A 19,983-nucleotide genomic window follows, 5' to 3' on the forward strand; every position below is an offset into this window, starting at 1 on the left:
CGCCCGCCGGCCTCCCGCGGCTGCAGTACTCGATCCACGCCCAGCTGCGATTGCACGCGCGCGATGACCCGCTTGGCTTTGTCATTGCTCTTCGTCTGCCCCCCACAGGCCCTCGCCCTCCGGCGCCGCGGTTTCTACCGGTTCCAACGCCAGCCTGACGACGCCGCCTTCCGCGCCCGCCCGCGCCGAGCTCAGCCAGCCATCCAGTTGCCAGCGGACGCGATCGGCCGTTGCGCTTTCATCCAGGGCCTCCTGCGTACGCCACACGCGCTCCAGCACCGCGCCGCCTAGAAACTCCGCGACGACCCGCAAACGCACGCACATCTGCCCTGCCTCCGCGAGCACGCTGTGCAGCTGCGCCACCAACTGGCGCGCCGCAAAGGCCGCGGCGTCCACTCGCTCTAAGGGTTCTTCATAGCTGACCTCCACCGCCAAATCCGGCCGCGCAAGCTCCGGCGCCACCCGCCTATCCGGGACGGCATTAGCTATGTCATGACAACGCCTGCCTGCCTGCCCAAAGCGCGTCATTACTTGCCTAGCCGGCAACGCCGCCAGCTCACCAAGGTTGCTAATCCCCAGCTGCCGCAGCTGTTCTACTACTTCTTTCGCACAGCCCAAAGACACCTCTGCGGCCAGCACGCTTAAGGGCTGGCCCGCCAAAAACTCCCGCGAAGCGCCCTCCGGCACCACCGCGCCCAGGCCATTGTGGCGGGCAGCGATGAGCGCCGTGGCGATTTCGTCTGCTACCCCGACGGTGGCGTCGAGGCCGGCGCGGGAGGCGGCGTCGACAAGCATGTGCACCGCCGTGTCCTCACCGCCGTGGAAACGCCCCGCCGCAGCAGCATCCACGATGACCAGGCCCGGACGCAGCACCTCGATGGAGGAAGCCCCCGCATCCAAGCCGGTGGCAATCTCGGCGAAGGCAGCGCCATCACGATCCGCGTTAAGCTCCTCGACGCGCAGCTCTGGCAGCACCGCCTGCGCCTGGCGCAAGCGCATCCCGCGGCGCACGCCGGCTCGGCGCGCGAGGCCATCGCATACAACGACCTTGTGCTGCGCCACGATAGCTGTAGCCCGCTCCCGCGTTGTGCCTCCCCGCGCTGCACCTACCCGCACCGCCTCCTGCATCCGCAGCGCCTGGACCGGCCAATCTGGAAACCACAGCGCCGCGACCCTCATACCGCCTCCAGCCGACGCCGCTGTCCGCACGTCACCGTGCCGCGCCGCGCTCGCACGCCCTTGGACTCCACGTTTACTGCAATATCCACGCCGTTAATGCGCCCACTTCCGCGCCCCAGCCCGCGGAAGCTGGTGACTTCCGCTTCGATTTCCGTGGTGGTTCCCGGCAGGCGCACGCCCACCGTCACCACGGCCGCCTGCCCGCCGCGGATCTTCGCCAGAACGGGCCGCGCTTTCGACGGCGTGACTTCCCCAACCCCGCGGTGAATAACGACATCGAGGCCTTCCGCCAACACTCCCGTCACCGCCCACGGCTCAGCGCCGGGATCCGGGACGACAATCACGCGGCGCAAATCCCCGGACTCGGCCACTTGTGCGAGAGACAGTTCCGGCCAGCCAACGACGCCGACGTGTCCGCCCTGTGCGCTAATATGACAAACAAGCTCGACGATAAGCGCAGGACACTCCCCGCAATACACCGCACTGCGCCGCGCGAGACCCCCGCCAGGAAGCAGCCTGGCCAGGGAAGAAGGCACCTCCACCACTTCCTCATCTGGCTGCACTGCCGGGGCGGTTCGAGGCGCTTCCAGCTTGTGCATCTGCGCCCGCAAAGCGGCAATCTGGTCCGCGCGACTCTGCCCCGAGGCCACCTCCGCTATACGAACACTTGTTTGATTCATACCTCCATTATGGCCCTTGCCCCCATGCTCTTGCAATTGCAGTGGTAGCGTTAACCTGCATGACTGCCCATGCCAGCGATATCCGCCACCTCGAGACCCCAATCCCCACCCCACACTGGGTGCGATTGGGCGCTTCCCTCCTCATCGGCGCCGCCGTGGCTGTGTTGGTCAGCGATGTCCACTTCGGCATCGCCATCGGGGTTGGCCTGCTTTTTCTCATTGCGGCCTTCACCCTCGTTTTTCTACATCCCTACCGCGCGCAACTGCGGGCCTACGCGGACAAAAAGAACGTGACGATGCTGCCGAATATCAGCCAGCTCATCCCCCTGATGCTGCTATGGCTCATCGTCATGCTCGCCCCTCTTTTCGCACTTCCCGCCTGGGGCGTGGCCGTGACCTGGCTGCTGATTTCCGGCGCCGCCTTTTTCGTCTTCCCCCACGTCGACGGCACCCGCAAGCTAGCTTATGCCTAGCCAGCTTCGTTAAAGCTATCGAGCTCCGTCGGGTCCGGCCAGTATTTCCTGGTCAGGCTATGCTCAACCGGCACCTTCTTTGGCCCGTCGGGGGTAAAGCGCATGCCGACGTGGCCGTCGAAAAGCGTGATGCCATCGCCGCGGGTATCAAAAAGCATCGTGCCAACGGCCGTAACCTGCTCATCCTGGAGCGCTTCGTCCGCGTGGAAGAAACTATCGTCGACATCCTTCGGGAAAACACCGAAAGGCATGGTCAGCTGGATGCTGGCCGCCCGCTCGGCTTTATCCGACGGCGAGGTCAAATCAAAGTCCGCCTCAAAAGGAAAAGGCGTTCCCTCCTCTGCCGCGCAAACCAGAGAAAAGTTCTCCCAGCGGCATACATAATCTGACTCGCGGGCAGGAATGCGGAAAGGCCTTTGCTCTCGCACCAACTCATCGCGGTTTTCATCCCACGGCTTCACATTCACGTTGCCCAGCCCCACCGGGCGCCCGCCATCGCTGCCTGGCAATGCGCGCTCGAAATCCAGGTAGGCATCGTCGTAGCCGTCATAATCAGATTGCAGCTTCTCCAGGCCATCGCCCACGACCAGTTTGTCACCATCTAGGGAGTAAGAGACCTTCTGGCCCTCCGCGTAGGTCACCGTGGCCTCGGTGCCCTCGATGTCGACGTCCTCGACGCGCGAGGCAATCTTAATAACGGAGTCTTTAGCCAAATCCTCACCCGCGAAGAAGAGCACCGCCTCGCCTTGGTCCTGGGAAGGCTCGGACCAGCCCCAGATCATCTCCCATTCCGAGGGAATGCCCGCGTGGGCTATCCAGCCCCACCTTGCGCTGCATCAGGTAATAGCCAGCATAGGTATCGCCTAGGTCAAAGAAAGGATCCGCGCATCCTTCAGCACCTTCCACGGTGTCCTTATCGGCCTCGCCGCTCCACAAATCAACCATGTTGAACTCCGGTTCCTTGGAGTCAGACGCAGCGTTTGGATCAAAGAGCGGCTCATCTTTTGAACCCGCAGCAGAGCACGCAACAAGGCTAAGGGATAGGGTCACGCAAGCAATAGGGAGAGATAGACGCATGCAAAAAACTTAATCCAGATCATGGCTAGCCGCCCAGCGAGTCAACTGATGACGATTCGACTGCTGCGTCTTGCGCAAGATATTCGACGCGTGCGTCTCCACCGTCTTCACCGAGATAAAGAGACGCTCGCCGATTTCGCGATACGTGTAACCGCGCGCGAGCAGCTGCAGCACCTCGAGCTCGCGCCGTGTTAGCGCGTCGACCGCCGGGTCCACGGATTCGTCCGGCGCACCGGGCTTCGACTCGGCAGGCGCACCCGATGCGAACGCATCGAGCACGAAACCCGCCAACCGCGGCGAGAAATACGCGTCGCCCTCATGCACGCGGCGCACGGCCGCGGCCAGCTCCGGGCCTGAAATATTCTTCGTCACGTAGCCCCGAGCGCCGGCACGGATGAGCGCGATGACGTCTTCCGCCGCGTCCGAGACACTCAGCGCCAGGTACACCGGGCCCGGGGCGCCACGCAGCACGGCCAACCCGCCGCCGTCCGGCATATGCACGTCAAGCAGCACCACGTCCGGGTGCGCCGACTCAATCCCCGCGACCGCCTCGGCGACCGTGCCCACGTCGCCCACGACCTCGATATCCCCTGCGTCGGCCAACTCCGCACGCACGCCGGCGCGGAAGACAGAATGATCATCGACGAGGAAAACGGAAACCATGGCTATAAAGCTACCGTGAGCTCCACCTCGGTGCCTTCTCCCGGACGCGAGTTCACCCGCGCGGTGCCCCCGGCGCGTTCCATGCGCCCGCGGATAGAGTCCCGGATTCCGTGCCGGTCCCCGGTCACCGCGTTCGGGTCAAAGCCCGCGCCACGGTCGCGCACAAAAATGGACAGCTCGCCGGCTAAGTTTTCTGCATACACGTCCACCGTATCGACGCCCGCGTGCTTACTGGCGTTGACCATCGCTTCCCGCGCCGCCTGCACCGCTAGCTTCGTGGGCTCGGTAAGCTCGATATCTTCGCCCACCGTCACCGGCGCAATCCGCACCTGGAACAGGTCTTCGACCTCGCCACACGCCGCGGCCAGCGCGCCAAAGACCGTCCCCGGCGCCGCCGAGGGGGCGTCAAATAGCCAGGCGCGCAGCTCGCGTTCCTGCGATCGCGCGAGCCGCGCGACCTCCGCCGGATCCTCCGCGCGTTTTTGAATGAGCGCCAGGGTCTGCAGCACCGAGTCATGCAGGCGCGCCGCCATGATCGCCTGGGCTTCCGATGCCGCCTTCTCCGCGCCCTCATCCGCCACCTGGCGCCACAGTTTGAGCACGAGCGGCACCACGAGAGCGCCGAGGCCGACAACGGTCAGCGCGACCGCCGCCAACGCCGGAATAAAGTCCGCGCCGCCGTCCCACCGCGCGATGGTAATGACCACGCCGGACAAGACGAGCACACTACCCGCAGCAATACTCAGCTTGCTCGATACGTTCTCGAGCCCGCGGTCATAGGCTTGCCACGTCACGAGCGCGCCCGCGCCTACGATGACCAGCGGCAGCAGCATGTTGGCTCCGCTGGCCAGCGCGCTGACGACCGCCGCCACGGCAATGAAGACAAGCAACCAGTTAGCCCGGAAGTCGAAGCGGGAGGCGGGCGCGGGGGCATCGGCAGGCTTGGTCGCAACCCATACCCCGGCGTAGAGGAACGCGCCGAGGCCGCCCAAGGCGCACAACGCGGTCAAGGCCAGGCGCACGAACAACACGTCAACGCCCAGGTGCGCCGCGACCCCCGCGCCCCCGCCCGCCACGACGCGGCCATCCTGGGGACGTGCCAAAGTCGGGAACGCGGGCTGAGTCGCGCGCGACGCGTAGGGAGAACTCATGCGCTTAATCTTCGCACGGCTGCGCCCCGCGCGGATCGGGGTAAACCCTGAAGTTCAAAAATCAGGGCGTTCCCCGATGGTGGCGTACCTCGCGGTGCGTCACGATATAGATATGAACACCGCGACTCTCAACCAGATGTGGGACACGCGCCCGCCCCGCATCCCGAGAAACCAGGGCGGCAATGCCATGATTGCCGGTGTCTGCGAAGGCATCGGCGTGCGTTACCAAATCGACCCGGTCCTCGTCCGCGTGGCTTTCGTTGTTACCGCGCTCGTCCTCGGCGGCGGCATCGCGCTCTACGCCCTGGCGTGGATGTGCATGCCGCTCTACGGCAAGGCCACCGCACCCGTCCAGGACCTCTTTGGCAAGGCCGACGGCCCAAAGTCCGAATCCAGCCTCGCCATCGGGCTCATCATTCTCTTCGCCGCCACGGCCGGCTTCGGCCCACTGTTCGGCGAGAAGCAAACCCTCTCCACCGTCGTCATCTTCATCCTCGCCGCCGTAGCCTGGTACGGACTGCACCAACGCCAACCCATCCCGCCCGCCGGCGTCCTCGCGTCGCCGGTCCCCGACACCACCCCGGGCCCCGATATGTCCGCCTTCACCCCCGTCGAGGGCTACCCGTTTCCGCCGGGGCGCACGACCCCACCGTCCTGGGATCCCCTGGGCACGGTGCCCGAGGCCTGGGATCTGCCCGACCCGGCGCCCTACAAGCAGCCTGAGCCAAAGAAGAAGCACCGCGAAGGCGTCATTGCGGCCATCGCGATTTCCGCCGCCGTCATCGCCGGCCTCGGCTTCGTGCTCACCATGACCATGACCAGCGAGGACGAGACCTCCAGCGACGTACGGTTTACCCCGCACGATGGCGCGGAGCTGCAGGACCTCTACGACAATGGCATCGGCAAGCTCACGCTCGACCTGCGTGAGCTGGAGCTCGACTCCCCGCGCACCGTGACCGTCGACAACGGAATTGGTGCCACGGAAGTCTACCTGCCGGACAACCTGCCCATCGCGATCGAATGCGACGCCGGCATTGGTGAGAGCAACTGCGTTCCACGCACAGATCCAGGCGCTAAGCTGACATTAATTATTGATAACGGAATTGGCACTACTACTATTCACGAATAATGAAAAAGAAGACTATCGCTATCACGACCGCCGCCCTCGCCGTCCTCACCGTGGGCGGTGGCGGCGCCTACTACCTCACCTTCGGCCCCGACGGCGTGGTGCTCACCGCCGCCGATGTCACGACCGTCGCGGCGAAGGACATCACGCAGTCCGTGCCCGCCACGGGCTCGATCGCACCCGCCCGCGAGGTCTCGCTCGCCACGACGCAGACCGGGCCCATCGTCACGCTCGACGCGAAGGTCGGCCAGCGCGTCACGGCCAACCAGCGCCTCGCCTCCTTCGACACCTCTGCTACCGAACGCGAGCTCCAAAGTCAGCGTGCCGCTCAGGCCGCGGAAGAAGTCGGCGCGTTCAATCAGGTCGAGGACGCGCAGCTCCAGCTCAACCAGCTCCAGGACGCGTTGGATCAAGGCCTCAACGGCGAGGTCAATGCCGCCCGCGCCTCCGTGGACACCGCGCAGCACAGCTTCGACGACGCGCAGCAGGCCGTCGCCGAGTCCCGCGCCGCCGCAGATCCTTCCGTCGCCGAAGCCGCCGCCGCGGTAGACACGGCCCGCGCTGGGCTGCGCACCGCGAATAACGCATCGCTCCAGGCCGCGCTCGCCTCGCTCGGTGCTGCTGGCGAGGCCACCGCAGACAGCGCCACCATGGCCACGTCGCTGCTCGCCTCGACCGAGGCGGATGACGCGGTCAGCGACGCCCAGAACCAGGTTGACCGCGCCGAGGAGTCCTACGCCCGCGCGCTCGAGGCCGTGGACCGCGAGGTCGGTGCCAAACAGCGCGCCGCCAACGCTGCCTACGCCCAGCTTTCCGATGCCCAGCTCGCCCAGCGCGCCGCCGAGCTCAGCGCCCAACAGCAAATCGACGCGCAGTCCCAGGCCGTCAACCACGCCCTCAAGTCCGCCGCGGGCGCACGCGTCGCCGCCGAGGAAGCCAATGCGAAACTCGAGTTCGACATCTCTGGTTCTCAGCTATTTTCTCCGCTTAATGGAGTGATCACGTCCGTCACCGCGCAGCAAGGCCGCCCCGCCGAGGGGCCACTGCTCGCGATCGCGGATGACTCGTCCCTCCTCGTCAAGGCAACGGTCAAGGAAGCCGACATCGCGGATATCGAGGTCGGCGACCGCGTCACGTTCACCTCCCCCAGCCAGCCGCATAAGGAATACACGGGCACCGTGTCCTTCATCTCGCCTGTCTCCGCCGCCCCCGCCGCCCCCGCCGTGCCCGCCGAGGCCGCCGGCTCCGGGGCCTCCGCACCTGCGGCGAGCGGCACCGGCACGGGTTCGGGGAAAGCCGAGTTCCCCATCGAAGTCCGCGTGGACGGCAACCGCGAGGGCCTGCGTCTAGGTTCCACGGCAAAGGTCAAGGTCGTCACGCACGAGGACAAAGACGCGCTGACGGTTCCGCTCAGCGCGCTCATCGATGGCGACAAAGCCGTGCTCGTCGTTTCCGACTCCGGCACCATCGAGCGCCGCGACGTGAAATTGGGCACCCGCACCGATTTCGAAGCCGCCGTCACCTCTGGCCTCCACCGCGGCGACCGCGTACTCACCCAGGGCGCGGCCCACGAAGGCGACGTAGGCCAACAGGCATCCCTGCCCGACGCAGCGAGCGGAGAGAAATGAGCCTCATCGACATGCGAGGCATCGTCAAGCGCTTTAACGAAGGCACCGATGCCGAAATCACCGTCCTGCCCGGCTGCGACTTTCAGATGGAGCCCGGCGAGTTCGTCGCCGTCATTGGCCAGTCCGGCTCCGGCAAATCCACGCTCATGAACATCATTGGGCTGCTCGACCGCCCCACCGCAGGCGAGTACTTCCTCGGCGGTGAGGACGTCTCCACCTACGACGATGACGCGCTCGCCCGCCTGCGCGCCGACAAGCTTGGCTTCGTCTTCCAGAACTTCAACCTCATCGGCCGCATCACCGCACTCGCCAACGTGGAGATGCCCATGGTCTACGCCGGCGTGCCCCGCCGCGAACGCGCCCGCCGCGCCGCCGAGCTCCTCGACCTCGTAGGCATGTCCGAGCGCGCCAGCCACCTGCCCAACGAGCTCTCCGGCGGCCAGAAGCAACGCGTCGCCATCGCCCGCGCGCTCGCCAACAACCCGGAGGTCATCCTCGCCGACGAGCCCACCGGTGCCCTTGACTCCCAGACCGGCCGCCTCGTCATGGACCTCTTCCACGAGCTCAACCGCGAGCGCGGCACCTCCATCGTGTTTATTACCCACAACCCGGAGCTTGCCGCCGAGTGCTCGCGCACCGTAACCATGACGGACGGGGTGCTGAAATGAATCTCACCGAATCTTTGCGCATGGCGCTCACCTCGCTGCGCACCAATAAGATGCGCTCGCTACTCACGCTGCTGGGCGTCATCATCGGCATTGCCGCCGTCATCGCGATCCTCACCCTCGGCTCCGCGCTCAAGGGCCAGTTCACCTCTGACCTCGACAAGGTCGGCGCCAATAACTTCCAGGTCCAGGTCAAGGAACGCACCGACGAAGGTGAGACCGACTACCACGTCGAATCCTCCGTCGACGACCCCGATTCCCTCCTCACCCCCGAACAGCTCGAGCAGGTTCGCACGGCACTCGCGCCCGACGTCGAGAGCGTCATCATCGGCGAATCCGACACGTATCCGGGCGACCTGGAGTTGGAGGGGGCATCGGAAAGCTCAGCGGTGATGGTGAAACCAACCAACCCGGACTACGTGACGGCCTCGCAGTTCACCGTCCGCACCGGCCGCGCGCTCACGGACGACGACATCGCGGCCGACCGTGCCGTGACCATGCTCTCCGCCACGACCGCCACCGAGCTCTTCGGCGACGCCGACCCGGTGGGCCAGACACTGAATTTTGCCCCGCTCGACGGCACGGATCTGGAGCTCACCGTCATCGGCGTCTACGACACCCCCGACACCGGCGCGCTCATCGGTGGCGGCGAGGCCGAATACGCGCTCGTGCCCTATACTCTCGCTGCCCAGCTTTCCGATGCCCCTTTAGCCGGCGAGGCCTTTTCCTCCGTGTCCCTGCGCGCGGCGCCCGGCACGGACAAGGCCGCGCTCGGCGCGCGGCTCCAAGCGGCCTTCGACTCGATGTACGCCGACAACGAGGAATACCGCGTCGAGGTCACCGACTTCAGCAAGGACCTCGCGAGCCTCAACCAGCTGCTCACGGCGTTGTCCGCGGCAATTGCGGCAATCGGCGGGATCTCGCTGCTCGTCGGCGGCATCGGCGTTATGAACATCATGCTGATTACCGTCACGGAGCGCACGCGCGAGATTGGCGTGCGCAAGGCGCTCGGCGCGCGGCGGGGTGACATCCGCCTGCAGTTCGTGACGGAGGCCATCATCGTGTGTCTCATCGGCGGGCTCATCGGCGTGGTGCTCGGCTCTGTGGCGGGCATGATCGGCTCGTCGCTCATGGGCTACTTCGTGTTCCCGCCGCTCGGCGCGATTGTGGTCTCGCTGCTCTTCGCGCTCGCCATCGGGCTCTTCTTCGGCTACTACCCCGCCGGCAAAGCGGCAAAACTCGACCCGATTGAGGCGCTGCGCTACGAGTAGCCTGGCTGCATAATTCATTTCGGCAACGACTACAACGAAACCGCCCATCCCGCCGTCCTCTCCGTGCTCGCGCCCGCCGCAGCCGTGTACTTCATGGTGGGCGGCACGCAGGTCAACACCCCGGCCCAGGAGGCCGGGCTCTCGAGCAAGTACGTCTGCCAGTTCTTCGAGGAACACGACGGCCTACGCGCGGTGCGTTTCTGCACGTCCTGGTCCACGCGCGACGAGGACGTCGACGCGCTCTGCGCCTCCATCGCCCAACTCTAGGTCTACCCCTGTTCGAATACCCCTGTTCGACAAATACATTGGACAATCGGTTGCAGGCTTTCCGACGCCTCCTTAACCTCCGTGGCATGACCGTCTCCATCTTCGATGCCCTTGCTCTCGGCGTCGATTCTCTCAAGGAAGCCGCCGGCCTCACCGTGGCTGAACTCCGCGACCGCGGCCTGACGCTCGCCGACGCCACGTTCATCCACCCCTTGGCCGCCGTCTATTGGCGCACTAAGCCCAAAGGCATCGCCGAGGCCCGCAAGGCCGCCCGCACTGCCGGTCATTCCCTGCGCGTGCTCGCCCGCATCGAGGTGCTCGCCGCGCGCTGCGACGACCCTAACGCCGCCCGCATCACCTTGTGTGGAACCGCGGAGACCAAGCTCGATGAGGTCGGCGCGAGTCTTGCCAAGCCGAAAACCCGCGTGGAGTCCGCCCGCCATACCTATGGCAAAGACGGCTGGCACCGTTTGGTGATTAACACCCAAGACCCGTGGCTGATGGACATGCTCAGCGCGCTGCCCGGCGACGACCTGCTCGACGGGTTCAAACAGTTCGTCGCCGACGGAGAACAAATTCAGGCCCCAGCCCGTGCTGCGCACGTAGTTATTCGTCTCGACGAGCATGAGGAGTACCTCGCCGAGGGCAAGCTCATTCGTGCCACGGATGGCACGGTGCGCCCGGCTCGTTTGCTTGTGCAGGAGAAGTTGGCGGAGGTCGGCTACGTTACGTTGGTGACTGATTGGGGTGAGCCGGTGGATTGCTTTAAGTCGACGCCGATCTTCAACGAGAAGCAAACACTCATGGCGTTCGCGCTGCATCCGCAGTGTATTCACCCGGGATGTGTGACCCCGGCTCTGTTGTGCGAGCGTGACCATTTCATCCCGCGGAACAAGGGCGGCGACACGAACGTCGCGAACCTTGTGCCGCTGTGCCGGTTCCATAACGGACGCAAGGCCGACGGGGATTCGTATACCCACGATGCCGAGGGCAATTACTGGTACGTCACGCCCTACGGCAAGCGCTACCTCTGCACCGTGAACTAACCCCCACAAACGACAACCCGCCCCGAAAGGCGGGTCATTCGACATGCCGTTTTAGTTTTTCGTGCCGCCGAAAACGTCGGACATGGCGGTGGCGTCGAGGGCCGCATCGATGTCAGCGACCTCGTTAGCGGTGAGCACGATGTCGGCGGCGGCGAGATTCTCACGCAAATGCTCGGGCTGGCGGCTGCCGGGGATGGGCACCGCGCACTTTGCGATGAACTGCGCGCCGAGCTCCTCGCCCGCTCCCCGCTGCTGGCGTTTAGCACCCATGTGTCCAGGCTCCGCCCAAACCGCGTGTCCGTCCCGCTTGCCGATGCCCCCGGCCCGCACGCCGCGGCGCCCGCGCGCGAACTCTACGAGGCGATCGTTCGCGACTAGGCTGATTCGACGTGAAGCCACAACATACTCCTGCCGAACGCCGCGCTGCCGGCAAAGCAGCCCGCAAGCACACCCCGCGCCGTACCCTCGGCTCGTGGCAGCCTGCCGAGGACCGCGACCCTTTGGGTATCATCCACGCGCAGGCTCCGGCGCGCGTCGCGGAGCTGCTGCCGCTGCGCTACGCGCGGATGGGGGAGTCGGCGTTCGCGTTCTACCGCGGCGGAGCGGCGATTATGGCGGCGGACCTCGCGTCGTTGGCTACCTCGGGCATCACGGTCCAGGCCTGCGGAGACGCGCATATCTCGAACTTCGGGCTCTTCTCTGCGCCGGATCGGCGCACGGTCTTCGACCTCAACGATTTCGATGAGACGTTGCCCGGTCCCTGGGAGTGGGACGTTGCGCGACTGGTGACCAGCGTGGAAATTTGCGCGCGCGAGCGAGGCTTTGATCCGGAGGAGCTTGTCGAGTCCACCGTTGCCGCCTACCACCGGGCAATGTCTCGTTTCGCGGACATGGGCAACCTCGACGTGTGGTACACACGCTTCGAGATGGAGGCGACACTCGATGAATTCGGTGGACGACTGGGCAAGAAGTCCGTCAAGAGCGTGCGCAAGCTCATCGCGAAGGCCCGTGCCAAGGACAGCCAGCGTGCGGTGGGCAAGCTCACAGAGGTCGTCGACGGGCAACGCCGCATTATCTCGGATCCGCCGGTGCTCGTGCCGCTGCGTGATCTCGTGGAAGGCCCCGAGCGCGAGCTTGCCGATGCCGTCGTGCGCGAAGCGCTGAGCTCCTATCTCGCCACGCTCGCACCAGAGCGAGCCAGCTTGCTGCGTCAGTACCGCTACCAGGATGCAGCGATGAAGGTCGTGGGCGTGGGCAGCGTGGGCTTGCGTGCGTGGATGGTGGTGTTCGAGGGCAACGGCGAGCACGACCCGCTTGTGCTGCAAATCAAGGAGGCGCGGCCGTCAGCACTCGCGCCCTATCTCCCGGCAAGCGAGTACGCTCATCATGGTCAGCGCGTCATCGAGGGCCAGCACGCCATCCAGGCGACGGCGGATATCCTGCTCGGCTGGACGCAGGTGGGCGACCACCACTTTTACGTGCGCCAACTTTGGAATGGCAAGGGTTCCATCGATCTCGATGACCTCAGCGCCGAGGAACTCAACGCGGTCGCCGTGCTCTCCGCCGTCACGCTCGCCCGCGCCCACGCCCGGACCGGTGACCGACTAGCCATCGCGGGTTATCTGGGTAAAGGTACCGCCTTCGAGCGCTCCGCCGCCCGGTTTGCGCGGGCCTATGCCGACCAGAACGAGGCCGACTGGCAGGCGTTTCGCGCCGAATTCCTCTAAAACGCGCACAGCGCCCCGCCGAGATCGGCGAGGCGCTGCGGGGCGGGCGGGATTATTCCCACTCGATGGTTCCTGGCGGCTTGGAGGTGCAATCCAAGACCACGCGGTTGACGTCCTTGACCTCGTTGGTGATACGGGTGGAGATCTTCTCCAACACGTCATAAGGCAGGCGGGTCCAGTCTGCGGTCATGGCATCCTCAGAAGACACCGGACGCAGCACGATTGGGTGGCCGTAGGTGCGGCCGTCGCCTTGAACGCCGACGGAGCGGACGTCGGCAAGCAGTACCACCGGGCACTGCCAGATCTCGCCGTCTAGGCCAGCATTGGTCAACTCGGTACGTGCGATGAGGTCTGCCTCGCGCAAGGTCTCCAAACGCTCTTCAGTAACCTCGCCGATGATGCGGATGCCCAGGCCCGGGCCCGGGAACGGCTGGCGCGCCACGATTTCCTCGGGCAAGCCCAGCTCGCGGCCCACGGCACGCACCTCGTCCTTGAACAGCAGACGCAGCGGCTCGACGAGCTCAAACTCGACGTCGTCAGGCAGGCCGCCCACGTTGTGGTGGGACTTGATGTTCGCCGTACCGTCACCGCCGCCGGACTCCACGACGTCCGGGTACAGCGTGCCCTGGACGAGGAAGTCAACGGAGGAACCTGCGGGGGCGTCGTTAAGCACGCCTGCAACAGCACGCTCGAAGGAACGGATAAACTCCGCACCGATTGCCTTACGCTTGGCCTCCGGCTCGGTAACGCCGGCGAGCTTGGCAAGGAACGCCTCGCGTTCGTCTGCGGTGACGAGCTTTGCGCCTGTCGACGCCACGAAGTCCTTCTCCACCTGCTCACGCTCACCCGCGCGCAGCAGGCCATGGTCGACGAAGACACAGGTCAGACGGTCACCGATAGCGCGCTGCACCAACGCGGCAGCCACAGCGGAGTCCACTCCGCCGGACAGGCCGCAGATGGCGCGGCCTTCCGGACCAACCTGCTTCTGGATATCAGCGATGAGCTGCTCCGCAATGTTGTCTGCGGTCCAGTTCTGCTCGAGGCCTGCGACCTCGGTGAGGAAGCGGGTAAGCACTTCCTGGCCGTGCGGCGAGTGCAGTACCTCTGGGTGGTACTGCACGCCTGCCATGCGCTTTTCAAGGCACTCAAAAGCCGCCACCGGCGCACCCGCTGAGGAGGCAGTAACCTCGAAGCCTTCCGGAGCCTCGGAGACAGAGTCGCCGTGGGACATCCACACCTTGTGTGTGGCCTCGAGGCCCTGGTGCAGGACGCCGCCGGAAACGTTGACGTCGGTGCGGCCGTATTCACGAGAGCCAGTCGAGGCGACCTTGCCGCCGAGCGCTTGGGTCATAGCCTGGAAGCCGTAGCAGATGCCGAAGACCGGGATGCCCAGCTCAAGCAGCTCGGGCTTCAGAGAAGGAGCGCCATCCGCATAGACAGAAGACGGGCCGCCGGAGAGAATCAGAGCGACCGGATTCTTGGCCTTGATTTCTTCCACGGTGGCAGAGTTGGGAACAACCTCAGAGTAGATGTTGGCCTCACGGACGCGACGTGCGATGAGCTGCGCGTACTGAGCGCCAAAGTCCACAACGAGGACTGGACGCGGAGTAGTGGTTGGGTTAGTCACGCGCTACAGTCTAGCCCATTGAACCGCCTTTAAATACGGGGTACCCCAGTTCGTTGTGAGAAGCGGTGGCCGCTACCCTTCGGGCTCTGACGCGCGGGCGAGCGTGTGCTGCGTTGCCGTGGCTAAAGCGGCGCGGACGTTGCCGTCTGGAAACTCGTCACCCGGAGAGTTCCGCGCACGAGTGAGGTCGACGCGAGGACGCGGGACTCCGCTTCGTCGGAAAGCGCAAGCATTCGACCTGCATATTCTGCCAAAATCTCACCTTGCTCGGTAAGCCGGATACGCCGCCCGACGTCACGTTCGCAGTGCGCGAGTTGCTGCGAGATAGCGGAGTACGTGTACCGCAAAGCTTCCGCCACTGCGGTTACGGTTCCGAGGCGTTGCAGCTCGGTGCGGCGCTCGCAGTGCAGCTTTTCGACGACGGCGGCACCTGGGACCGCGAGCAGTGGCTCGCCGCAGCCGCGCTCGGACTCTCGCTGGGCATGATGAACGGCTTCTTCTACGCGGCCATCGCGCTGATTATCATGGCCTCGGTACTACAGACGATGGTGCTTGCGCGCGGCACAAAACCGAAACTGCGACGGGTGCCAAGGAAGGCACACCGCCGCAGTCGGGCAAAGGTCGGTTAGCGTACTGCCAGGCCAACCTTCTGGAAAGACTTCAGATCCGTGTAGCCGCACTTAGCCATCGCACGCTTGAGCCCACCGACCAGATTCAGCTGGCCGTGTGGCTCATTAGACGGGCCGTGCAAGATGACCTCGAGCGAAACCTGCTCCGGCTCCGACAACGGCGCGTATCCTGCCGCGATGAGGTCCATGTCCGCAGCCTCGATGACGCCGCGTGGGAAACGCGGGTGGCCAGCCGTCGACGGCCAGTAGTAGCCCTTTCCGCCTGCCTCTGCAGCGCGGGCCAAAACCGGGCCCAAGACCACAGAATCAGCGCCGCAGGCAATCGCCTTGGCGATGTCAGCGGAGGTGTAGATGTCGCCGTCGGCAAGCACGTGCACGTAGCGGCCGCCGGTCTCGTCGAGGTAGTCGCGGCGAGCGGCAGCGACGTCGGCAATGGTGGTTGCCATCGGCACATCGATGCCCACGGTCTCGGCGTTGGTATTAACACCAGAGCCCACGATGATGCCGGCAGCGCCAGCACGCATCAGGTGCAATGCGGTGGTGTAATCAGCCACGCCGCCAGCGATAACTGGCGTATCGATGGAACCGATGAACTCCTTCAAGTTCAGCGGCTCCCCGCCCTGCTGGACGTGCTCCGCGGAAATCAACGTGCCCTGGATGAACAGGATCTCAGCACCCGCCTTGATGACCACCGGTGCCAATTCCCGCGCGCGCTGCGGCGAAACACGCACCGCCACGGTCACGCCGGAGTCACGCACCTGTGCGATGCGCTCTGACAACAGCTCCTCATTCAGCGGCGCTGCATGCAGCTCCTGCAGCGTGGAAAGGTCAAAAGGATTCTCGGTGACCTTCGCCAAGGCTGCCTCTAGGTCCGCGTGACGGCCCCACAGGCCCTCCGCGTTGATGACGCCCAAGCCGCCCTGCTTGCCCATCTCGATGACGAACTCGGGCGTAGCCAACGCGTCGGTTGGGTGGGAAACCAGCGGGGTATCGAAGGTATAGGCGTCGATGTTCCAAGTGGTGTCGACGTCTTTAGAAGAACGGGTACGGCGGGTAGGGACCAAGGAGATCTGATCAAGATCGTAAGTACGGCGTGCCTCACGGCCGATACCGATTTCAACGTAATCGCGCATGTTCTCTTTCCTCGAAAGATTCGTTTAGCGGTAGTTCGGAGCTTCGATGATCTGCTGCAGGTGGTGCGGGTGAGATTCCTTCAGGCCCGCCGCGGTGATCTGGACGAAGCGCTTGGTCTTCAGCTCCTCGATGGTGGCCGAACCGGTGTAGCCCATGGAAGCGCGCAGGCCGCCGATGAGCTGGTGCACAATGGCATCGATGTCACCGCGGAAAGGAACGCGACCCTCGACGCCCTCCGGAACCAGCTTGTCCTCGCTCTTAACGTCGGCCTGGAAGTAGCGGTCCTTGGAGTAGGAGCGCTTCTCGCCGGTAAGGCCGCGGCCCTGCATAGCGCCCATGGAGCCCATGCCGCGGTAGCGCTTGTATTGCTTGCCCTGGACCACGACGATATCGCCAGGCGCCTCGGTGGTGCCTGCAAACATGGAGCCCAGCATGACGGTATCTGCACCGGCAGCCAATGCCTTGGCGACGTCGCCGGAGTACTGCATGCCGCCATCGCCAATGACCGGCACGCCAGCTGGACCAGCCACCGCCGCAGCTTCCATGATGGCCGTAATCTGCGGAGCACCAACACCCGCGACGACGCGGGTGGTGCAGATGGAGCCTGGGCCGATGCCGACCTTGATAGCGTCCGCGCCGGCCTCAATCATGGCCTTCGCCGCCTCGCGGGTAGCGAGGTTGCCGCCTACGACGTCGACCTTGGAGCCGAAGTCCTTCTGTACACGGGAAACCATCTCCAGCACGCGGTTGTTGTGCGCGTGAGCGGAGTCGACGACGAGGACGTCAACGCCGGCGTCGACAAGCGCGCCTGCACGAGCATAGGATTCCTCACCCGTGCCGATACCCGCTGCCACCAGCAGTCGTCCGGAGGAATCCTTGGAGGAGTTCGGGAACTGCTCGGTCTTTACGAAGTCCTTGACCGTGATCAGACCAACCAGCTTGTTGTCATCATCGACGATAGGAAGCTTCTCAACCTTGTTGGAAGAAAGCAGCGCCAGCGCCTCCTCCTTGGCCACGCCCTCCTTGGCCACAACCAGCGGCATAGGGGTCATGATCTCGGAGACTTTGCGGCCGAAGTCCGGCTCGAAACGCATATCGCGGTTGGTGCAAATGCCCAGCAAGGTGCCTTTGTCATCGACGACCGGCAGGCCAGAAATGCGGAAGCGTGCGCACAGCTCGTCGACTTCCTGGATGGTCATATCCGGGCTAGCGGTAACAGGGTCCGTCACCATGCCTGACTCAGAGCGCTTGACGATTTCCACCTGGGTTGCCTGATCCTCAGTGGACAGGTTGCGGTGCAGGACGCCGATACCGCCCTGGCGTGCCATGGCGATTGCCATGCGCGCCTCGGTAACGGTATCCATGGCGGCAGAAGCCAGCGGAACGCCGAGACGAATGTTGCGGGTGAACTGCGCCGAGGTATCCACCTCGGACGGAACGATGTTGGATTCTGCCGGCAGCAGCAGAACGTCATCAAAAGTCAAGCCGTACAGGGCTACCTTGTTTGGGTCATCGCCGCCGGTGAGAATGTGATTATCGCTCATGGGTTAAGGACACTCCTTAAATAAGGCCAAGATGGTTTCGCGGTAACCACAACTGTAGTGCTTAAAGCACCCCGAATGGTAGCCGGGCCGCCCCGTAAGAAAGGTATGCAAGCCCCTATGAGGAATTGCCTAAAGGGGGTAGAAGTTTATAGGCTCGCAAAGGTGAACTTCTTCGCCAATATGCCACGCGACCCATTCGCAGACGATCCCAATGATCCCGCTTCCTTCCTGGAGGAAGACGAGCAGGTCATACCTTTGTCCGAGGAAGAACGCTTGGCTATCATCCACGACCTCGCCTTGGTGCAGGAATTCGCACGCGTGCTGGGCCCGCGCGGAATCGACGGCATCTTCTTTCTGTGCGAGGATTGCGAAGAAAACCACTTCTACGAGTGGGACATCATGGCTGCAAACATGCGCGCCACTTTGGACGGCGAACTCGCCCCGGTACATGAGCCAGGCGCGCAGCCGGACCCCACGCGCTATGTTCCGTGGGATTATGCGCTCGGCTACATGGACGGCCTAGACGCCCGTTAAAAAGAAATTCCCTACCTCGCTGTGAGGCAGGGAATTTTTTAATACTGCTGGTTTACTGCTGCTGGTTTTCGCCGAGGTAACCATCAGGGCCTTGGCCCTCAGCGGTGTCCGTGGCGACTGAAGTTGGTTCGGTCTGCTCGCCAGTTTCCTGCGAGGGCGTATCCGGAGCCACAACCGTAGAGGTGATGGTCTGGTATTCCGTTACGGTTACCGGCGCTGGCTCAGGGCTAGATGCTGGGACTTCCTTTTCCAGGGTCTCCGTCGCAGTTACCGTAGAACGCGCTGCGGGGAATGGCTTGGTAGCCGGCGTGGCCGAGGGCTTTTCCGCGGAGGTAGGCTCCGGCTGCGAGTTGCGTGATTCGTCGATGATACGGCGCGCTTCATTAAGCAATTCGCGAGTGCCGGCCATGTCGCCATTTGCGGAACGACGGTCCATTTCCTCGAGCGTGCCTGCAAGCTCCACGGAGGAAGCATCCGAGCTGCCAAACATGGACTTGTGCACGTCGTAGAGCGGAGAACCAGGGCCTGCGTTGTAGACGGCAGTACCAGTACCGGCAATGACCAAGGTCGCCGCCGCTGCACCAATTAGGCCGTTGACGAAAGGCCGCGAACGACGCCTCTTGGAGGCCGCGGCCAGAGAGATAACCTCAGCTTCCTCGTCGGCGCCTTCGATAACCGGAGCTGGCGGCATTTGCTTTTCGACGTCGTCACGCAGCTCGAGAAGCAAGCCCGCCAACTCGTCTTCCCCAGCAGAAGGGTCCTGGCCCTGAGAAAGGCTAGTCAGGAATGCGTCATCGTCGACCAAAGGCTGCAACTGCTCAGAGATATTGAGCTGTGGCTCATCCTTCTTCGCCATGATGGCCTCCCTTCCTTGAATGAGATATGGACATATGAGATTTGAGAAGATACGCGCTTGCGCTATTGACCAGAGGCGCCGATAGCCTTGCGCAGTTGTGCCAATGCTCGATGCTGCGCCACGCGTACCGCACCCGGTGTAGATTCCACGATTTCCGCAGTCTCCTCGGCTGTAAGGCCCACGAACACGCGCAAGATGACTATGTCTCGAGCTTTGTCACTTAATGTATCGAGCAACTCCCGCACTCTGTTACTACCATCCGTGACCAGCGCAGATTCCTCCGGATTTGCGTCTTTGGCCGCGCTTTCCGGGACTTCCTCGGCGGGGTTGGAGTGGTCTCGGCCCATGGCGCGGTGCGCATCGGCGACCTTGTTGAAGGCAATGCCATAGACGTAGGCCATGAACGGGCGGCCTTTGTCTTCGTAGGAGTCGATGGATGTGGCAACAGCGAGGCAGATTTCCTGCGTGACGTCTTCTGGCGTGGGTTGGCGCCCGCCGCCGATGCGTGCGCGGCAGTAGCGCAGCACCTGCGGGTGGATAATCCGCATGATCTTCTGGAGTGCGCGACGGTTGCCGTCAGCAGCTAGCGGCACGAGGTCCGCTAGCTCTTTATCGGTATCGCTCACTGTTTTTCCTTGGGGTTTGCTGCTTTAGTTTTCGCCTTAGCCCTTACACCCTAGCCCGTTCGGGTGGATTTATATCCTTT

The 19,983-nt window shown here is 64.1% G+C and carries 23 protein-coding genes and 1 pseudogene; 10 read left to right on the forward strand and 14 right to left on the reverse strand.

Going from position 1 to position 19,983, the window contains the following annotated elements:
* A pseudogene (locus HMPREF2935_RS03355) lies at positions 1 to 1,179 on the reverse strand (DNA polymerase Y family protein); the annotation flags it as partial.
* Positions 1,176 to 1,859: a hypothetical protein gene (locus HMPREF2935_RS03360; RefSeq protein WP_070731986.1), complete on the reverse strand. Its 684-nt coding sequence runs from the start codon at positions 1,857 to 1,859 to the stop codon at positions 1,176 to 1,178. The gene HMPREF2935_RS03360 and the pseudogene HMPREF2935_RS03355, both read right to left, overlap by 4 nt.
* A 59-nt stretch (positions 1,860 to 1,918) precedes the next feature.
* On the opposite strand from HMPREF2935_RS03360, the gene HMPREF2935_RS03365 reads away from it, so the two are divergent.
* Positions 1,919 to 2,332 (forward strand): hypothetical protein, encoded by a 414-nt coding sequence (locus HMPREF2935_RS03365; protein WP_062042144.1) that lies wholly within the window; start codon positions 1,919 to 1,921, stop codon positions 2,330 to 2,332.
* Here the strand turns inward: HMPREF2935_RS03365 and HMPREF2935_RS03370 are convergent.
* Genes HMPREF2935_RS03370 through HMPREF2935_RS03380 form a run of 4 tightly spaced genes read right to left on the reverse strand, consistent with a single transcriptional unit; the run spans position 2,329 to position 5,223 of the window.
* Positions 2,329 to 3,114 (reverse strand): hypothetical protein, encoded by a 786-nt coding sequence (locus tag HMPREF2935_RS03370; RefSeq protein ID WP_070731988.1) that lies wholly within the window; start codon positions 3,112 to 3,114, stop codon positions 2,329 to 2,331. The genes HMPREF2935_RS03365 and HMPREF2935_RS03370 overlap by 4 nt on opposite strands.
* The gene (locus HMPREF2935_RS12950; RefSeq protein WP_141756007.1) at positions 3,050 to 3,382 is read right to left on the reverse strand and encodes a hypothetical protein; all 333 of its coding nucleotides are present in this window, start codon (positions 3,380 to 3,382) and stop codon (positions 3,050 to 3,052) included. Before HMPREF2935_RS12950 ends, HMPREF2935_RS03370 begins: the two co-directional genes overlap by 65 nt.
* A 36-nt stretch (positions 3,383 to 3,418) precedes the next feature.
* Entirely contained in the window at positions 3,419 to 4,072 is a 654-nt protein-coding gene (locus HMPREF2935_RS03375) for a response regulator transcription factor (protein WP_062042154.1), read from the reverse strand.
* Between the two features lie 2 nt (positions 4,073 to 4,074).
* Complete coding sequence (locus HMPREF2935_RS03380) at positions 4,075 to 5,223, reverse strand: ATP-binding protein (protein ID WP_070731992.1); 1,149 nt, start codon at positions 5,221 to 5,223, stop codon at positions 4,075 to 4,077.
* Positions 5,224 to 5,335: 112 nt separating this feature from the next.
* On the opposite strand from HMPREF2935_RS03380, the gene HMPREF2935_RS03385 reads away from it, so the two are divergent.
* Positions 5,336 to 6,352 carry a PspC domain-containing protein gene (locus HMPREF2935_RS03385; RefSeq protein ID WP_070731994.1) on the forward strand — a complete coding sequence of 339 codons (1,017 nt, stop codon included), beginning with the start codon at positions 5,336 to 5,338 and terminating at the stop codon, positions 6,350 to 6,352.
* Here HMPREF2935_RS03385 and HMPREF2935_RS13475 read toward each other — a convergent pair.
* Positions 6,343 to 6,762 (reverse strand): hypothetical protein, encoded by a 420-nt coding sequence (locus HMPREF2935_RS13475; protein ID WP_246817772.1) that lies wholly within the window; start codon positions 6,760 to 6,762, stop codon positions 6,343 to 6,345. The two genes, HMPREF2935_RS03385 and HMPREF2935_RS13475, sit on opposite strands and share 10 nt — an antisense overlap.
* Here HMPREF2935_RS13475 and HMPREF2935_RS03390 point away from each other — a divergent pair.
* From HMPREF2935_RS03390 to HMPREF2935_RS03410, 5 genes are all read left to right on the forward strand, one after another.
* On the forward strand, positions 6,754 to 7,977 hold the full coding sequence (locus HMPREF2935_RS03390) for an efflux RND transporter periplasmic adaptor subunit (protein ID WP_246817773.1): 1,224 nt from the start codon (positions 6,754 to 6,756) through the stop codon (positions 7,975 to 7,977). The two genes, HMPREF2935_RS13475 and HMPREF2935_RS03390, sit on opposite strands and share 9 nt — an antisense overlap.
* On the forward strand, positions 7,974 to 8,645 hold the full coding sequence (locus tag HMPREF2935_RS03395) for an ABC transporter ATP-binding protein (protein WP_061920640.1): 672 nt from the start codon (positions 7,974 to 7,976) through the stop codon (positions 8,643 to 8,645). The genes HMPREF2935_RS03390 and HMPREF2935_RS03395 overlap by 4 nt, the downstream gene beginning before the upstream one ends.
* Positions 8,642 to 9,913 carry an ABC transporter permease gene (locus tag HMPREF2935_RS03400; protein ID WP_061920638.1) on the forward strand — a complete coding sequence of 424 codons (1,272 nt, stop codon included), beginning with the start codon at positions 8,642 to 8,644 and terminating at the stop codon, positions 9,911 to 9,913. Before HMPREF2935_RS03395 ends, HMPREF2935_RS03400 begins: the two co-directional genes overlap by 4 nt.
* A gap of 63 nt (positions 9,914 to 9,976) precedes the next feature.
* Entirely contained in the window at positions 9,977 to 10,180 is a 204-nt protein-coding gene (locus HMPREF2935_RS13330) for a hypothetical protein (protein WP_061920637.1), read from the forward strand.
* An 86-nt stretch (positions 10,181 to 10,266) separates the two neighbouring features.
* A complete protein-coding gene (locus HMPREF2935_RS03410; RefSeq protein WP_061920635.1) occupies positions 10,267 to 11,226 on the forward strand; it encodes an HNH endonuclease signature motif containing protein in 960 nt (319 codons plus the stop codon).
* 51 nt (positions 11,227 to 11,277) lie between these two features.
* Here the strand turns inward: HMPREF2935_RS03410 and HMPREF2935_RS13165 are convergent, their stop codons facing one another.
* Entirely contained in the window at positions 11,278 to 11,625 is a 348-nt protein-coding gene (locus HMPREF2935_RS13165) for an aldo/keto reductase (RefSeq protein WP_070731998.1), read from the reverse strand.
* On the opposite strand from HMPREF2935_RS13165, the gene HMPREF2935_RS03420 reads away from it, so the two are divergent.
* The gene (locus HMPREF2935_RS03420; RefSeq protein WP_070432347.1) at positions 11,616 to 12,953 is read left to right on the forward strand and encodes a DUF2252 domain-containing protein; all 1,338 of its coding nucleotides are present in this window, start codon (positions 11,616 to 11,618) and stop codon (positions 12,951 to 12,953) included. The genes HMPREF2935_RS13165 and HMPREF2935_RS03420 overlap by 10 nt on opposite strands.
* A gap of 52 nt (positions 12,954 to 13,005) precedes the next feature.
* Here the strand turns inward: HMPREF2935_RS03420 and guaA are convergent, their stop codons facing one another.
* On the reverse strand, positions 13,006 to 14,580 hold the full coding sequence (guaA, locus tag HMPREF2935_RS03425) for a glutamine-hydrolyzing GMP synthase (protein ID WP_062042179.1): 1,575 nt from the start codon (positions 14,578 to 14,580) through the stop codon (positions 13,006 to 13,008).
* A 122-nt stretch (positions 14,581 to 14,702) separates the two neighbouring features.
* The gene (locus tag HMPREF2935_RS13685; protein WP_256380771.1) at positions 14,703 to 14,834 is read right to left on the reverse strand and encodes a hypothetical protein; all 132 of its coding nucleotides are present in this window, start codon (positions 14,832 to 14,834) and stop codon (positions 14,703 to 14,705) included.
* A 9-nt stretch (positions 14,835 to 14,843) separates the two neighbouring features.
* On the opposite strand from HMPREF2935_RS13685, the gene HMPREF2935_RS13820 reads away from it, so the two are divergent.
* Positions 14,844 to 15,209, forward strand: coding sequence for a hypothetical protein (locus tag HMPREF2935_RS13820; protein ID WP_062042182.1), 366 nt, complete (start codon positions 14,844 to 14,846; stop codon positions 15,207 to 15,209).
* Here the strand turns inward: HMPREF2935_RS13820 and HMPREF2935_RS03435 are convergent.
* Positions 15,206 to 16,342 (reverse strand): GuaB3 family IMP dehydrogenase-related protein, encoded by a 1,137-nt coding sequence (locus HMPREF2935_RS03435; protein ID WP_070432348.1) that lies wholly within the window; start codon positions 16,340 to 16,342, stop codon positions 15,206 to 15,208. The genes HMPREF2935_RS13820 and HMPREF2935_RS03435 overlap by 4 nt on opposite strands.
* A gap of 24 nt (positions 16,343 to 16,366) precedes the next feature.
* Complete coding sequence (gene guaB / locus HMPREF2935_RS03440; protein ID WP_062042188.1) at positions 16,367 to 17,887, reverse strand: IMP dehydrogenase; 1,521 nt, start codon at positions 17,885 to 17,887, stop codon at positions 16,367 to 16,369.
* Positions 17,888 to 18,049: 162 nt separating this feature from the next.
* On the opposite strand from guaB, the gene HMPREF2935_RS03445 reads away from it, so the two are divergent.
* Positions 18,050 to 18,421: a DUF5319 domain-containing protein gene (locus tag HMPREF2935_RS03445; protein ID WP_070432349.1), complete on the forward strand. Its 372-nt coding sequence runs from the start codon at positions 18,050 to 18,052 to the stop codon at positions 18,419 to 18,421.
* A gap of 52 nt (positions 18,422 to 18,473) precedes the next feature.
* Here HMPREF2935_RS03445 and HMPREF2935_RS03450 read toward each other — a convergent pair whose 3' ends face one another.
* Both HMPREF2935_RS03450 and HMPREF2935_RS03455 read right to left on the reverse strand, forming a co-directional pair.
* The gene (locus HMPREF2935_RS03450; RefSeq protein ID WP_210385628.1) at positions 18,474 to 19,277 is read right to left on the reverse strand and encodes a hypothetical protein; all 804 of its coding nucleotides are present in this window, start codon (positions 19,275 to 19,277) and stop codon (positions 18,474 to 18,476) included.
* A 62-nt stretch (positions 19,278 to 19,339) separates the two neighbouring features.
* Positions 19,340 to 19,903, reverse strand: coding sequence for a sigma-70 family RNA polymerase sigma factor (locus HMPREF2935_RS03455; RefSeq protein WP_070732000.1), 564 nt, complete (start codon positions 19,901 to 19,903; stop codon positions 19,340 to 19,342).
* Positions 19,904 to 19,983: the final 80 nt, after the last annotated feature.

It is taken from the genome of Corynebacterium sp. HMSC076D02 (assembly GCF_001813815.1).
GTDB lineage: Bacteria > Actinomycetota > Actinomycetes > Mycobacteriales > Mycobacteriaceae > Corynebacterium > Corynebacterium simulans.